The 13,406-nt window shown below is 62.5% G+C and carries 18 protein-coding genes; 5 read left to right on the plus strand and 13 right to left on the minus strand.

The genetic code is table 11. The annotated features are described in order from the left end of the window. Window positions 1–35 precede the first annotated feature (35 nt). From ACFSOZ_RS31345 to moaA, 4 genes are all read right to left on the minus strand, one after another. Window positions 36–956, minus strand: a complete 921-nt coding sequence (locus ACFSOZ_RS31345; protein WP_379104522.1) for a DMT family transporter — start codon at window positions 954–956, stop codon at window positions 36–38. Between the two features lie 121 nt (window positions 957–1,077). Next, a complete protein-coding gene (locus tag ACFSOZ_RS31350; RefSeq protein WP_379104524.1) occupies window positions 1,078–1,437 on the minus strand; it encodes a hypothetical protein in 360 nt (119 codons plus the stop codon). Between the two features lie 117 nt (window positions 1,438–1,554). Then, complete coding sequence (locus tag ACFSOZ_RS31355; RefSeq protein WP_379104525.1) at window positions 1,555–2,028, minus strand: hypothetical protein; 474 nt, start codon at window positions 2,026–2,028, stop codon at window positions 1,555–1,557. Between the two features lie 55 nt (window positions 2,029–2,083). Continuing rightward, window positions 2,084–3,079: a GTP 3',8-cyclase MoaA gene (gene moaA, locus ACFSOZ_RS31360; RefSeq protein WP_379104527.1), complete on the minus strand. Its 996-nt coding sequence runs from the start codon at window positions 3,077–3,079 to the stop codon at window positions 2,084–2,086. Window positions 3,080–3,288: 209 nt separating this feature from the next. Here moaA and ACFSOZ_RS31365 point away from each other — a divergent pair, with 209 nt between their 5' ends. Continuing rightward, window positions 3,289–3,642 carry a gamma-butyrobetaine hydroxylase family protein gene (locus tag ACFSOZ_RS31365; protein ID WP_379104528.1) on the plus strand — a complete coding sequence of 118 codons (354 nt, stop codon included), beginning with the start codon at window positions 3,289–3,291 and terminating at the stop codon, window positions 3,640–3,642. 67 nt (window positions 3,643–3,709) lie between these two features. Further along, window positions 3,710–4,321: a pyridoxamine 5'-phosphate oxidase family protein gene (locus ACFSOZ_RS31370; protein ID WP_379104531.1), complete on the plus strand. Its 612-nt coding sequence runs from the start codon at window positions 3,710–3,712 to the stop codon at window positions 4,319–4,321. Between the two features lie 19 nt (window positions 4,322–4,340). Here the strand turns inward: ACFSOZ_RS31370 and ACFSOZ_RS31375 are convergent, their stop codons facing one another. Further along, window positions 4,341–4,793 carry a MarR family winged helix-turn-helix transcriptional regulator gene (locus tag ACFSOZ_RS31375; protein WP_379104533.1) on the minus strand — a complete coding sequence of 151 codons (453 nt, stop codon included), beginning with the start codon at window positions 4,791–4,793 and terminating at the stop codon, window positions 4,341–4,343. Between the two features lie 47 nt (window positions 4,794–4,840). On the opposite strand from ACFSOZ_RS31375, the gene ACFSOZ_RS31380 reads away from it, so the two are divergent. Continuing rightward, window positions 4,841–5,752: an alpha/beta hydrolase gene (locus ACFSOZ_RS31380; protein WP_379104535.1), complete on the plus strand. Its 912-nt coding sequence runs from the start codon at window positions 4,841–4,843 to the stop codon at window positions 5,750–5,752. A 14-nt stretch (window positions 5,753–5,766) separates the two neighbouring features. On the opposite strand, the gene ACFSOZ_RS31385 is transcribed toward ACFSOZ_RS31380, so the two are convergent. Then, window positions 5,767–6,162 (minus strand): rhodanese-like domain-containing protein, encoded by a 396-nt coding sequence (locus ACFSOZ_RS31385; protein ID WP_184874214.1) that lies wholly within the window; start codon window positions 6,160–6,162, stop codon window positions 5,767–5,769. A 161-nt stretch (window positions 6,163–6,323) separates the two neighbouring features. Beyond that, window positions 6,324–6,938, minus strand: coding sequence for a TetR/AcrR family transcriptional regulator (locus tag ACFSOZ_RS31390; protein WP_379104537.1), 615 nt, complete (start codon window positions 6,936–6,938; stop codon window positions 6,324–6,326). 99 nt (window positions 6,939–7,037) lie between these two features. Here ACFSOZ_RS31390 and ACFSOZ_RS31395 point away from each other — a divergent pair, with 99 nt between their 5' ends. Further along, complete coding sequence (locus ACFSOZ_RS31395) at window positions 7,038–7,799, plus strand: 3-oxoacyl-ACP reductase family protein (protein WP_379104539.1); 762 nt, start codon at window positions 7,038–7,040, stop codon at window positions 7,797–7,799. Window positions 7,800–8,011: 212 nt separating this feature from the next. Next, a complete protein-coding gene (locus tag ACFSOZ_RS31400) occupies window positions 8,012–9,895 on the plus strand; it encodes a L,D-transpeptidase family protein (RefSeq protein ID WP_379104541.1) in 1,884 nt (627 codons plus the stop codon). A 1-nt stretch (window position 9,896) separates the two neighbouring features. Here ACFSOZ_RS31400 and ACFSOZ_RS31405 read toward each other — a convergent pair whose 3' ends face one another. The 6 genes from ACFSOZ_RS31405 to ACFSOZ_RS31430 form a co-directional block, all read right to left on the minus strand. Next, window positions 9,897–10,379 carry a hypothetical protein gene (locus ACFSOZ_RS31405; RefSeq protein WP_379098206.1) on the minus strand — a complete coding sequence of 161 codons (483 nt, stop codon included), beginning with the start codon at window positions 10,377–10,379 and terminating at the stop codon, window positions 9,897–9,899. A 144-nt stretch (window positions 10,380–10,523) separates the two neighbouring features. Beyond that, window positions 10,524–11,003 carry a hypothetical protein gene (locus ACFSOZ_RS31410; protein ID WP_379098104.1) on the minus strand — a complete coding sequence of 160 codons (480 nt, stop codon included), beginning with the start codon at window positions 11,001–11,003 and terminating at the stop codon, window positions 10,524–10,526. Between the two features lie 135 nt (window positions 11,004–11,138). After that, entirely contained in the window at window positions 11,139–11,540 is a 402-nt protein-coding gene (locus tag ACFSOZ_RS31415; protein ID WP_379104542.1) for a hypothetical protein, read from the minus strand. Window positions 11,541–12,042: 502 nt separating this feature from the next. Further along, a complete protein-coding gene (locus tag ACFSOZ_RS31420) occupies window positions 12,043–12,300 on the minus strand; it encodes a PepSY domain-containing protein (protein WP_379098101.1) in 258 nt (85 codons plus the stop codon). A 157-nt stretch (window positions 12,301–12,457) separates the two neighbouring features. After that, on the minus strand, window positions 12,458–12,676 hold the full coding sequence (locus tag ACFSOZ_RS31425) for a hypothetical protein (protein WP_379104544.1): 219 nt from the start codon (window positions 12,674–12,676) through the stop codon (window positions 12,458–12,460). A 31-nt stretch (window positions 12,677–12,707) separates the two neighbouring features. Next, entirely contained in the window at window positions 12,708–13,385 is a 678-nt protein-coding gene (locus ACFSOZ_RS31430; RefSeq protein ID WP_379104546.1) for a tetratricopeptide repeat protein, read from the minus strand. Between the last annotated feature and the right edge of the window lie 21 nt (window positions 13,386–13,406).

Consider the following 13,406-nt stretch of genomic DNA (forward strand, 5'->3'; position numbering starts at 1 on the left):
CCTGTACGCCAGCCGCCGGAAATCACAAGAGGCTGCTAGATTCCATCCGGGACCATGGTTGGCCCGGTGCTTTCGGCGACAATCTTGCGCCGGCCGACGACCCGCTCGCGGTAAAGTGCATAGAGGCCGGAGCCGATGATGATCGTGGCACCGATGATCATCGGCAGATCGGGAATATCGGAGAAGATGAACAGGCCAAGCAGGATCGACCAGATCAGCGCCGTGTAGCGGAACGGCGCGATAAAGGAGATGTCGCCGGCCCGCATCGCCATGATGATGAACTGGTAGCCGATGAGCACCAGCACCGCGGCCAGCGCCAGCAGGGCCGTGCTTTTCCCCGTCATCGGCGTCCAGCCGCCCATCGGCGAAAGCAACGCGGCTCCCAGGATTGTCATGGCAAGCGCCGTGGCGGTCGACACCAGCAGCGTCGGAATGGCCTGGGGAATCCGCTTGGTGGCAAGATCGCGCACCGCACAACAGGCAACGCAGGCCAGCGCCACCAGCGAATAGACGCTGAACCCTTCGAAGCCAGGCCGCACGATGACCAGCACACCGGCGAATCCGACCGCGATGGCCAGCCAGCGCCGCCAACCGACGCCCTCGTTGAAGACCAGTGCCGCGCCCATCGTCACCGCCAGCGGCAGCGCCTGCAGGACAGCCGAGACGCTGGCGATCGGCAAATGGGCGAGCGCGATCAGGAACGTCACCGTGCCGCCGGCTTCGCCGAGGACGCGCAGCGCCACCATTGGCTCCAGCATCGAGCGTAGCCGGACAAGGGCACCGCGCTGCCAGGCAAGCGAGCCGACGAAAAGCGTCGCGAACGCTCCCCTGATCAGCATGACTTGCGCCATGTTCATCGATTGCGACGAGTATTTGGTGATGGCGTCGTTGAGGGTGAAGCCGGCCATCGCCACCACCATGAACAACGCGCCGCGAAGATTTGGAGAAAGGGGCAAGACGACTACCGGTTCTGCTTCGCAGCAAGCCTGTAGCAGCCGGATATGAAACAGCAATACCAAAGGGCTGGGCCACAGAATTTTCGGTAGCCCAGAATATCGCCTGCCGTAGTGGCAGACCTTACTTCTTCGGCGTCAGCACTTCGGTGCCGTTGCCTTCCTTGCCGGCGATCGTCCACAGGCCGTGCAGCGAACCGTCGTCCATCACCTTGTAGACGACGAGGCCAATGTCCTTGTCCATGACATAGCCGGCGGAGAAGGCATCATCGTTGCGCATGCAGATACCGTCGGAAGATGAGCCGCCGGTTTCCCAGTGGATCGCGCACGTCGTCCCGCTGGTCAGCGTGATGGTGGCTTCGCCGCCATAGGCCGAGCCGTCGAAATTGGTGCCTGCGACGGTATAAGTGCCGCCGATCGACTGGGCCGCCGCGGGCAGGGCGGCGAGGCCAAGCAACGCGAAAGAAAGAAGAAGTTTGCGCATGGTGTGTTCCCCCGAGCGAAAGACCGCTACGAGACGGAGGCTAAGCGCGAAAACACCACCGGTAAATCAGGCGAACATTCGCGAACAGAGATTTGTCGGCGGTGTGGCCGAAAATGCTCATGGTCCCTTGAGACTGCCGGCGATGGCGCCGACCAGCGGATCGTATTTCGATTTCGCGGCGGGCGGATAATCGATCCAGACACTTCGGATGACGCCATCCCGGCCGAACAGGCGCCGCTCGTAAAAGATCTTGCCGTCCTTCAAGCCCGACAGCACCGCCCAGTCCTTGCCGGCCTTGCTGTAGGTGACCTTGTAGCCGGTTTCGTCACTGGCCTTCTCGGCCGCCACGAAACCCTTCGGCGTGTCATCGTCGACGTTGAGGATGCCCGAGCAGATCAGGCTGGCGCCGTCGGCGCTCAGCCATTGCTGGCCGTCACCATTGTCCGGTTCAGGCTGGCGGTCGGTGAAGATCTCGTCGGGAAAGGTGCAGACGGTGCCGAAGCGTTCGTTGACATAGGTGAACCGCGCGGCAATTGCATTGGTCGCCGCAATTGTTGCGACAACCGCCAGAAATGAGCAACGCCTCTGCATATCTCGCCTCGAAGCCAATGACCGAGGGCGATCTTGCATCAATTTCCCGAAAAGATCAGCCGCCGGTGACGCTCATGTGCCGCGAAACGGAGGGGCGGCTGGTGCGGCGGTCGATGATGAAGTCATGGCCTTTTGGCTTGCGGCCGATGGCTTCGTCGATGGCGTCGGCGACCAGTTCGTTGCCTTCGGACGCACGCAAGGGCGCACGCAGGTCGGCGGCATCCTCCTGGCCGAGGCACATATAGAGCGTGCCGGTGCAGGTCAGCCGGACGCGGTTGCAGCTCTCGCAGAAATTATGCGTCATCGGCGTGATGAAGCCGAGCCGTCCGCCGGTCTCGGCGACATGCACGTAGCGGGCCGGGCCGCCGGTCTTGAAAGGAATGTCGGTCAGCGTGAACTGGCGTTCCAGCGACGCGCGCAGCAGCGACAGCGGCAGATACTGGTCGGTGCGGTCGCCCTCGATCTCGCCCATCGGCATGGTTTCGATGACCGTCAGGTCCATGCCGCGGCCATGCGCCCAGCGCATCATGTCGGGCAGCTCGGCGTCGTTGAAATCCCTCAAGGCCACAGCGTTGAGCTTCACCTTCAGCCCGGCAGCCTGTGCGGCATCGATGCCCTGCATCACCTTGTCGAGATGGCCCCAGCGGGTGATCTTGTGGAACTTCTCGGCATCGAGCGTGTCGAGCGAGACGTTGATGCGCCTGACGCCGCAATCGGCGAGTTCGGCGGCGAAACGCGACAGTTGCGAGCCGTTGGTGGTCAACGTCAATTCTTCCAGCGCGCCGCTTTGGAGATGCCGCGAGAGCTGGCGCACGAGGTGCATGATGTTCTTGCGCACCAGCGGCTCACCGCCGGTGAGGCGCAGTTTTCTGACGCCTTTTTCGATGAAGACCGTGCACAGCCGGTCGAGTTCTTCCAGCGACAGCAGGTCTTTCTTCGGCAGGAAGGCCATGTCCTCGGCCATACAATAGGTGCAGCGGAAATCGCAGCGGTCGGTGACCGACACCCTGAGATAACTGATCGTGCGACCAAAAGGATCGATCATGTCCATGCTTCAAGTGCTTCCCGTGGCCGCCGTGGCTGTGAACGGCTTCGTTATATACCGCTATGTGATACGATCCGGCCGGTCATTCAAGATACCGCGTCTCGATCTTTGGTAACATTCCCTGGCCGACATCGCATGTCGGCTCATCTCAAACGGCCTTTTCCCTTGAGGCGAAGCAGCGTAGGGAATGGTGGATTGCTACGGGATCGAACATCATGACCGCACCCAGGGAACTCCGAGTCTCGAAGGATCGCAGACTGCTGTCCGTCACCTTTCCCGATCATCGGCCGTTCGAATTGCCGGCGGAGCTGTTGCGTGTCGCTTCGCCGTCGGCCGAGGTGCAGGGCCATTCGCCCGAACAGCGGGTGACGGTTCCCGGCAAACGCGATGTGGCGATCCTCAAGATCGAGCCGGTCGGCAACTATGCCGTGCGCATTACCTTCGATGATTTCCACGACACCGGTATCTTCACCTGGAATTACCTGCACACGCTCGGCCACGAGAAGGATGCGCGCTGGGCTGCCTATCTCGCCGAGCTTGCGGAAAAGGGCTTGAGCCGGGACCGCTGATCCCGTCGTTGTCGTCAAAACGTCATCGATGTGGCGTAGCGCCGGCAAAGGTTTGGAGACGAAGACAATGTCCGTCATCACCACGGTCGAGCAGCTCGAGGCGCTCTATGGCATTCCGGGCGAAGCCTCATTGGTCAAGGAGCTCGACCACGTCATTCCGGAATATGCCGCCTTCATCGAGGCCTCGCCTTTCGTCGCGCTGGCAACCAGCGGACCGGAGGGGCTGGACTGTTCGCCGCGCGGCGATCTCGCCGGCTTCGTGCGCATCGTTGATCCGAAAACGCTGATGATGCCGGACAGGCGCGGCAACAACCGCGCCGATTCGCTGAGAAACATCATTCGCGATCCGCGCGTCGGTCTGCTGTTCCTGGTGCCGGGCTCCGGCACGACGCTGCGTATCAACGGTCGGGCTCATATCACGACGGATACAGCGCTGTGCGCGTCATTCACCGTCGACGGCAAGGCGGCGCGCTCGGTAACCGTCGTCGATGTCGATTCGGTCTATTTCCAATGCGCCCGCGCCATTGTCCGCTCCGAGCTCTGGAATCCGGCGAGGCATGTCGCCCCCAAGTCGCTGCCGACGCCCGGGCAGATCCTGGAAATCACCAGCCGCAAGACCATCGACGGCGATACCTACGACAAGGAATGGCCGGAGCGGGCGAAGAAGACGATGTGGTAGCTCGGGGCTGAAAGGGCGGCTAGGCGTCTTTCAGCACATCATAAATCTTGCGCATCTGCTCGCCGATCATGTCGCATTGTTCCGGCGTTGACTGGCTCATCGCCTTCTCGATCAGCGCCATATGCACTTTCAGCGCCTGCATCAGCAACGCTTCCCCAGCCTCGGTCAGGGCAAGCCGCAGGATGCGTTTGTCCTTCTCGTCGCCTTCGCGGCGCAGCAGGCCACGCGCTTCCAGCTGCGGCAAAAGCATGGTGATGTTGGAGCGGCCGACGAGCAGCTTGCGGGCAAGGTCGTGTTGCGACATGCCGGGGTGGCGGTAGAGGTTCATCAACACGTCGAGCTGCGCCGGCTTCAGGTCGAGAGGCGCCAGCTTCACCGCCAGCGTGCGCTCCAGCACATGGCAGGCGCGCGCCACCGCGACCCAGTTGCGAAAACGTGGGTTGTCCCAAGGTAACTCTTGTTTATTGTTCATCTTTGAACTATTATGTTCATGCTTGAACGTATGGATGGATTCTCACTATGGCATCAATCGGGCTGAAGGTCATCCGGGGTGTGTTTGGTGCGGCCGAGCGTATTGCGCCGCGCCTGACCGGGCGCGCGGCTTTCGAACTGTTCTGCCGCACGCCGAATGTGAAGGCGCTCAGCGACGGGGAGCGCCGCGCCGTCGACCGTGCCGCCGAGTTCATGACCGAGGCGCGCCATCACCGGCTGAAGACAGCGACCGGCTGCGTCATGGTGCACGAATTCCGCCCGGAGCCGGGCAGGGCGAAGGCCGGTACCGTGCTTGTCGTCCATGGCTGGCGTTCGCGCACCGAATATATGCGGGCGCTGATCGAAGGCTATCGCTCAGCCGGCTACAGGGTCGTTTCGCTCGACCTGCCTGGCCACGGCCAGTCGCAGGGCCGGCGGCTGAACATGGTCAATGCCGTGGATGCGATGCGGGTTGCCGGCGAATGGTTCGGCCCATTCTTGGCAGCGGTCGGTCACTCCTTCGGGGGCGCCGTCGCCGCCAATGCCATCGCCGGTTCGGTCAAGAACATCCCGCCGCTGGTGGCCGGACGCCTGGTGCTGATCGCGGCGCCAAGCTCGCTGCCGGCGATCTTCGCCGACTTCAGCCGCATGCTCAATGTCGGCCCGCGCTCGCAGGCCGCCATGGCGGACCGTGTCGAACATCTTTCCGGCCGGCCGTTGCATGAATTCACCGGCGACCGCCAGCTCGCACATGCGCCGGTGCCGACCCTGGTCATCCATGCACCGGACGACCGTGAAGTTCCGGCCGATCATGCGACACGCTATGCCGGCGCCGGCGGCCATGTGCGGCTTTACTGGGCTGACGGGCTCGGCCACCGCCGCATCCTCGCCGACAGGGGCGTAGTGGAACGCGCTGTCGGCTTCGTCGCCGAGCATCGGGGGTCGTCACTGCTGCATTGAGCGGCGATCGAAGCTTATTTCTTCTTCCCGCCGGGCTCGACCGGCAGTCCGGCCGCCTTCCAGGCGGTGTAGCCGCCCAGGATGTGCTTGACCGGCGACAGCCCCATGTCCTGAGCCGTCTTGGTGGCCAGCGCCGAGCGCCAGCCGCCGGCGCAGAAGAAGACGAAGCTCTTTCCCGAGGCGAAGAACGGCTTGTGGTACGGGCTTTCGGGATCGATCCAGAATTCCAGCATGCCGCGGGTGACATGTTTGGCGCCGGGAATCCTGCCGTCGCGTTCGACCTCGCGCGGGTCGCGCAGATCGACGAAGATGGTGTCTTCATCGTCGAGCAGCCCGGCCGCTTCCTCCGGCGACACCACCTCGATCTCGGCATTCGCCTCATCCAGCAGTTCGCGATAACCCTTTTTCATGAGGCTTGTCCTCCCGACTGCGCATTTGGCTGGCTGCCTAAGCAGACATTCTGCCCCACGAAGTCTGCTTAGATCCCCTTGTTTTTCGCAGGTTCTGATCGCAAAACCGTGGGACACTTTGCGGAACCTGCTTAGATTTCCAGCACAATGACCGGCGTTTGTCACGCTCTGTCCGTGCCGGCCATCACCTGCCAGGCCGCCATCGCACCGGCCACGGTTGCCAGGAGAGCCGAATGCGAGGCGCCGTCGCGGGCCTGGATCGACATGCCGTGCTGAACCGTGGCGTAGAAGGTGGCGGCAGCGCCGCAGTCCAAGTCCGCCGGCAGTTCGCCCTCGGCAACGCCGCGCTCGAGACGCTTGCGCAGCGCTGAATGGTTTTCGCCGCGACGGCGGCGCAGATCGTCGCAGATGGCGCCGCGGCTGGAGTCCTGGTGCAAAGCGCCGAGCGCGATTAGGCAGCCTTGCGGGCGGTCGGTCTGCGCATAGGCTTTCGCCGTCAGGCGCAAAAATTGTTCGATCGCCAGCCGCGCGGTCGGTGCTTCCTCAAGCGCCAACCAGATGTCGGCACCCTCGGTGCGCGAATAAAGGTCTGTCGCCTCGAGGAACAGCGCCTCCTTGCTGCCGAAGGCGGCGTAGAGGCTGGGCGAGTTGATGCCCATGGCGGCGGTCAGGTCACTCATCGATGCGCCTTCGTAACCGCGAGCCCAAAAAACCTGCATCGCGCAGCGCAGGGCTGTAGTTCGATCGAAGGTGCGGGGACGGCCTCGCTCAGACATGACGCTCTTTTCTGTGTTGATCGATACATAATTCAGTTGACGCTGCCGGGCAAGACTGACAGGTATTTATGTGTCGATCATTACAAAAAGGAGAAATCGATGTCATCCAATCTGCAGGCGGGCAACCAACTGGGCGGCAAGGCCGCGCTCGTCACCGGCGGCAGCCGCGGCATAGGCGCGGCGATTGCGCGAAGGCTCGCGGCCAATGGTGCCAGCGTGGCAATCACCTATGTCAATGGCGAGGAGCAGGCTGTCGCGGTCGTCAGGGAAATCGAGGCAACCGGCGGTCGAGCCATCGCGATCAAGGCCGACAACCGGGATGCCGTGGCCATAGACAAGGCCGTCGATGACGCCGCGACTGTCTTCGGCCGGCTCGACATCCTGGTGAACAGCGCCGGCATCTGGCGCGCGGCTTCCATTGAGACATTGTCGCTCGCCGATTTCGACGAGACCATGGAGGTCAATCTGAGAGCCTCGTTCATCGCCTCCAAGGCGGCGGCGGCCCATATGGGCGAAGGCGGCCGGATCATCTCGATCGGCAGCAATCTCGCCGAGCGGGCCACCGACACCGGCCTCACCGCCTATTCGGCCAGCAAGGCGGCGCTTGTGGGCCTGACCAAGGCGCTGGCACGCGACCTCGGCCCACGCGGCATCACCGCCAATGTCGTTCACCCCGGTTCGACCGACACCGACATGAACCCGGCAAACGGTCCGCATGCCGAACACCAGCGGCAGAAGATGGCGACACCGCGCTTTGGCAAGGCCGACGACATCGCCGGCATGGTCGCCTGGCTCGCGGGTCCCGAAGGCCGTTTCATCACTGGCGCCGCGCTGACCATCGATGGTGGCGCCAACGCCTGATCCGCAATGGATTGCCCCCGGCCGGAGTGGACGCATCCCGCTCCGGCCGTCACGATGTTGTGAAACCGTTCTGCAACAGGCTTTCGGAAATTTATGAAAGCTTAACGAAATCAGTATGAATCAGTATAGTCGCGCCTTACATCCGCCATGCGGTGCGCGAGATCGTCTAGCGGTGCGGAACGGGAGCCGGTTACAACCGGAGCGGGTGGTCCATGAAATTCCTCGGAAACAAAGCAACCGTGATGCCGCTGGTTGCAATCTCGGCGACGCTGGCCTTCGGTGTGCCACAGGCAGGCGCGCAAGGGCTTTTCGAAATGCTTTTCGGGGGTGGCATCAAGCACGCTCCGCAAGGCGAATTTCCGCCCCCGCCGCCAAAGAACAAGCCCAAGGCACCGGGCGGCAGTGGCGGCGGCGTGAGAATCAGCGGCCCATCCTACTACACCTACAAGGCTGATCGGCTGGTTCGCATCGACTTTTCGGCGCTGGCGACGGCACCGCAGCCGGCGACGCCGCAGGACGCCGCTTTCGTGCCTTCAGTCACGGGTGCGGCTTTCCGTGATGCGGTTGCCGGCTTGAGCGACTACGAACTCTATGCCGAGCCTGACGTCGCCAAGGCGCTGATCGCCTATTACTCGGCCAATCCGGATTTCATCTGGGTGACCGGAACCAGCCTCAACAGCCGCGCGCAGGATGCGGTGCGGGTGCTCGGCGAGGCTTCAAGCTACGGCCTCACGCCCGCCGACTACACGGTCGAAGTGCCTGCTGCCAGCGCGTCGCCGGCTGACGCCAATGCGCAACTGAAAGAACTCGTCCGCTTCGAGATGGCGCTGTCGGCCCGCGTGCTGCGCTATGCCCATGATGCGCAGAACGGCCGCGTTGAGCCCAACCGCATGACCGGCTACTATGATTTTCCGGCCAAGCCGATCGACCTGGTGGGCGTGCTGAAAACGCTGGCGCACACCCAGGAAGTGCGCACCTACCTTGAATCGCGGCATCCGCAGAATGCGGAATACCAGGCGCTGCGTGTCGAACTGGAGTCCCTGCAGGCCAGCGCCGAGAACGAAATCGTCGTCGACCCCAAGCTGTTGCTGAAGCCGGGCGAAACCAGCCCGGAATTGCCGAAGCTGCTGACCTTGATCGCACGCAATCTCGACGACGAGATGGGCGGCGCCTATGGCGAAGTCCTGTCCAGGCTGGCCACCAGCCAAGTCTATGACCCGGAACTGGTTCCAATCATCAAGGCTGTGCAGCAGAAGGCAGGCATGAAGGGTGACGGCGTCATCGGTCCGCGCACCGTCGCGACGCTGGCCGGGACCTCCAAGGCCGACAAGCTGCTGAAGGTGGAAGTGGCGCTGGAGGAACTGCGCTGGCTGCCCTCCGACCTCGGCAGCCCGCGTGTCTTCATCAACCAGCCGGCCTTCACCGCGAGCTATATCGACAATGGCGAGGAAAAGCTGAAGACGCGCGTTGTCGTCGGCCGGACCACCAACCAGACTGCCTTCTTCTACGACCAGATCAAGCAGGTCGATTTCCATCCTTATTGGGGCGTGCCCCAGTCGATCATCGTCAACGAGATGCTGCCCAGATTGCGCAATGATCCCGGCTATCTCGACCGGGCCGGCTACGAGGTGACCGACTCGCGTGGCAAGCGCATCCCGTCGTCCGCGGTCAACTGGGGCGCTTATGGCGCCAACATTCCCTACAGCGTGCGCCAGCAGCCGAGCGAGGCCAATGCGCTGGGCGAGCTGAAGATACTGTTCCCCAACAAGCATGCGATCTACATGCACGACACCCCGCAGAAGTCGTTCTTCAAGCAGGACATGCGCGCGCTCAGCCATGGCTGCGTGCGGCTGCAGGATCCGCGCGGCATGGCGGCGGCGGTGCTCGGTACCTCGGTCGACTATATCGCCGAGAAGCTGAAGCACGGGCATTCGACCGAGGATGTGACACGCAAGATCCCGGTCTATGTCGCCTATTTCACCGCCTGGCCTGACATGTCCGGCAAGGTTGAATATTTCGGCGACGTCTACGATCGCGATTCGCGGCTGAAGCAGGCCCTGGACGCCACCGAAGCGGTTCGCTCACCGTCGAGTTGAGCTAACGCTGCAACAGCGGTCGCCGGAAGCCGGCGTCCCGCCCGGCGATCAGCCAATAGACCAATCCGGCGACAAGGCCGGCAGCGGCGATGATGCCGATGTCGGCCCAGCGCTCGGGGTCCATGTCCTCCGCTGAACTTGGCCAGATCAGGACGAAACCGGCGGCGGCGGCCGCGGCACCGAAGACCATGTGCAACAGGACGTTGCGCAACGAAAAGAGCTCGGCAATCAGCGCGAAGATGAGCGTCTGCAGCGCGGTCACGACTATGGTCAGGAAATAGACGAACAGGCCGAGCGGCGGCACCACCAGGACCGCTATCGGCGAGACGCCCATGACGTCGAAATAGCTGGGCGCGTTGGGCAGGGAACTGAGCGCGGCGTAGATCGCCGCGACCGCGATCAAGCCCACCAGAACCGCCACCAGGTAGCCGGCCAACATCATCAGTATGCGCTTCAGCACGTGCTTCGCCGTCGCCATGCCCATCCCCCATGCGGCGCCCAAGCGTCCAGTCAGCCATCAAAGCGGGACTGACGCAAGGGGAGGCGCGCCTTCGTGGTAGGTCAGCTTGAAATCTGACGCTGCGCTTTTTGCCGGGCGGCGTTCTTCGCTAGGCTCTGGACATATTTGTCAGTTCCTCGGCATTTGGGGTGGCACAAGTTGAACGTACGGCGTCGTCGGCTCCTTATCAGAGCGAATGCGGCTCGGGGCCGGCTTCCCGTGTTTGCCGAGCGACCTAATGTATTGATAGAGCGATTGCATATCGCTCTCCTCCATCGCTCGGAGATTGTACCAGGGCATCGGCGGAGACGTTCTAATGCGCTTCAGCATCCCTACGAATCCACGCTCGGTCATTACCGAAGCATCTATCCGAAGATTGGTCGCATAGGTCGTGCCCCAGGGACCGCGCCAACCGACCGAGCTGCCCATTAAAGCCTTTTCAGGATCAATCTTGCCTTCTGTTTCGCTGTAGCCTTCGGTATGGCAATCGTGACAACCGCCGATGATTGATACCTGCAACCCTCGTTCGACCGAGACTTCGCCTTGAGCGAAGGCTGCAATTGGCATCGTGAGGCCGGCCAATAGGAAAAACAGGCTTGTGACACGCATCCTTCCCTCCCATGCGTTCCGCTAAGCATATATGAGCCAACGTCCGAAGGCGACGGCCGCGTCAAGGCCCTCAAATTTCAAACTGATGCACTACCCGCTCCTTGGCAGGCCGTCGCGGAACGCGAAGCGGGCTGCTCAGGCGCCGCCACACAGATGCTCGGAGTCCGGCAGCGCCCATGATCCTTTGACGGCGAGATCGATGCCGTAGTAGACGCGGCCACGCTCATCGTCCTTGGGACAATCCCTGGGAATCGAGATCAGACACATCTCGACCGGTTCGCCGACCTTCGAGGCGGCTAGGCCAGGTTCTCGATCATAGGAGACGGCACCGCCGTCATTGGTGAATGTCGCGGCACTGCCTGCATCCGGACTGGCCGTTTCCAGCGGATCGTCGCCAAGCCGCGTGGTCAGCGTCTTGATATGCGTGGACGCGCATTGTCCGATTGCCGAGGGCAGGGGTTGATCGGTCCCGTCCGGGTTCCGCGCGGCGGTTTCCAGCGCCTTCTTGCCGATCAACGCGATGTTGTAGTCCTGCACCCATGACGGCGCATTGCCATAGGTTTTGCAGCGCGTTGTTCAGAGCACTGACGATGCAGGCGGTATCGCCCCCGCAGGCATTGCGGTCGGCAATCAGCCCGCGGGCTATCTTGCGCTTGTCGCCGCCGAACGCCGGCTCGAAATCCTTGAACGCCCTGGAGACCAGCAGATCGATGGCCGACAGCTGCGGATCGGCACAGATCGCCCTTTCCGCCGGCAGGCTTGCCTTGCGGCAGTCGAAGGACGGTCCATCGGCCCGCGCCGAAGCAGTCCCGAGGATGCCGCAGGCCAGGATGGTCGCGAGCACAGCCCAAAAAACAGGGTCGAACGGAAGATCGCATGTGTGCCCCCAAGCCAACACCCCAAGGCGCGCTCAGCGCCTTGACTTCGACATCATACGCCGAGAGTGGACAATTTTAGGCGAGGACCCGCTGGCCATTGAGAATGCGCGAAGAGCGGGCCGGCGCATCCGCAAAGGGACAGGATGTCTGCCGACGAACCTTTATTTTGGCTCGGCGGTCACAGGGTCGTAGGTGATTTCGACCTTCGCCTTGTCCGACGTGTAGTAGGTGACGACGTAAGCGCCGCTGTCCCAGTCGACCTCTTTCACATAGCGAAAGCCGTCGCGCTGCTCGACCTTGGCGAGGATCTCCGACAGCTTCTTGGCATTGGGCGGCGGCAGCGCAGCATCGTCCGCGGCAAGGGCCGGCCCGCCGGCGAGAAGAACGGCGACGCTTGTCGCCAGCAGAAATCTGGACATGGCTTTCCCTCAAAGTTTCGTCGGACAGAAACTCGCTGCCATGCCGGTTTGTTCCGCAACTGGAATGGGGATGGCCATCCAGTCCGCCCACAACACAAAGGCTTCAACGGTTCTTTGCGGCCAATCGGACTTCTGCCGGGCCGCATACGGTCAGCCGTCACTCCGGCAAGCCCGCGAACCGCATGTGTCCGATCCAGCGATCGAGGGCTCCGGGGGCGGTGTAATTCTTCTCCCACTGCTTGCGTTGTTTGCTGATGGAGTCGCCGGGCGAGTCTTTGAGGAAAACCGCAAGCGCCTCCTTCGCCTCCCGCTGGTTGCCCAGGCAGGCGTGGATCCCCGCAAGCATTCGGTGTGCGCCGCTCGGGATTCTGGACATTTTCCGCATCGCCGTTAGCGCAGCCCCGCAATCATGCTTTTCGTAGAGCGCCCAGCCCCATCTGCCAGTTGAACCAGTCAGGATAGAAAGGATCGATGCCCATGGCCAGCTCGATCCGATCGATCGCTTCGTCGATGCGGCCAACATTCAGCAGCACGCCCGCACTGTGGACGAGGATATTCGGGTCGCTGGGGTTCAGGACGATCGCCCGATCGTACCGCGCAATGGCTTGCTCGACCTCTCCGGCTTCGGAGTGGATTTGGGCGCGGGCAAAGTGCGCGTTGGCATCGTCCGGAGCGAGCAGGATAGCCTTGTCGGCGTATTCGGCGGCGCGCTTCAACGCCTCGTCGGGGTCATTTTCCTGCTTGTGCCAGAATACCGAGTCATTGCGATAGGACCAGGCCATCCCGATGTAGCCGAACTGCGAGTTCGGATCCGCTTCGATCGCCTTGAGGCTGAACTGCCGTAGCCGCTCGTTCCCCGCTAAAGAGAAATCCTCTTTGGCGGCTCTCCCCATCAGGTAATAGCGGAGCGCGCTGACCCGGGCGGCACCGCTCTCTGGCAAAGGTCGCTCGATCCTTACTCCGACCCGATCCGCAAGCGTTCGGATGATTTCCTCCTGGACGACGAAAAGATCGGCAATCTCCCGGTTGTAAGAGTTGGCCCAGACATGTGATCCGTCATGCGCATTCAGCAACTGGGCGGTCACTTTCAGCCGATCTCCGACCTA

It is taken from the genome of Mesorhizobium newzealandense, from assembly GCF_042682145.1.
Taxonomy (GTDB): domain Bacteria; phylum Pseudomonadota; class Alphaproteobacteria; order Rhizobiales; family Rhizobiaceae; genus Mesorhizobium; species Mesorhizobium newzealandense.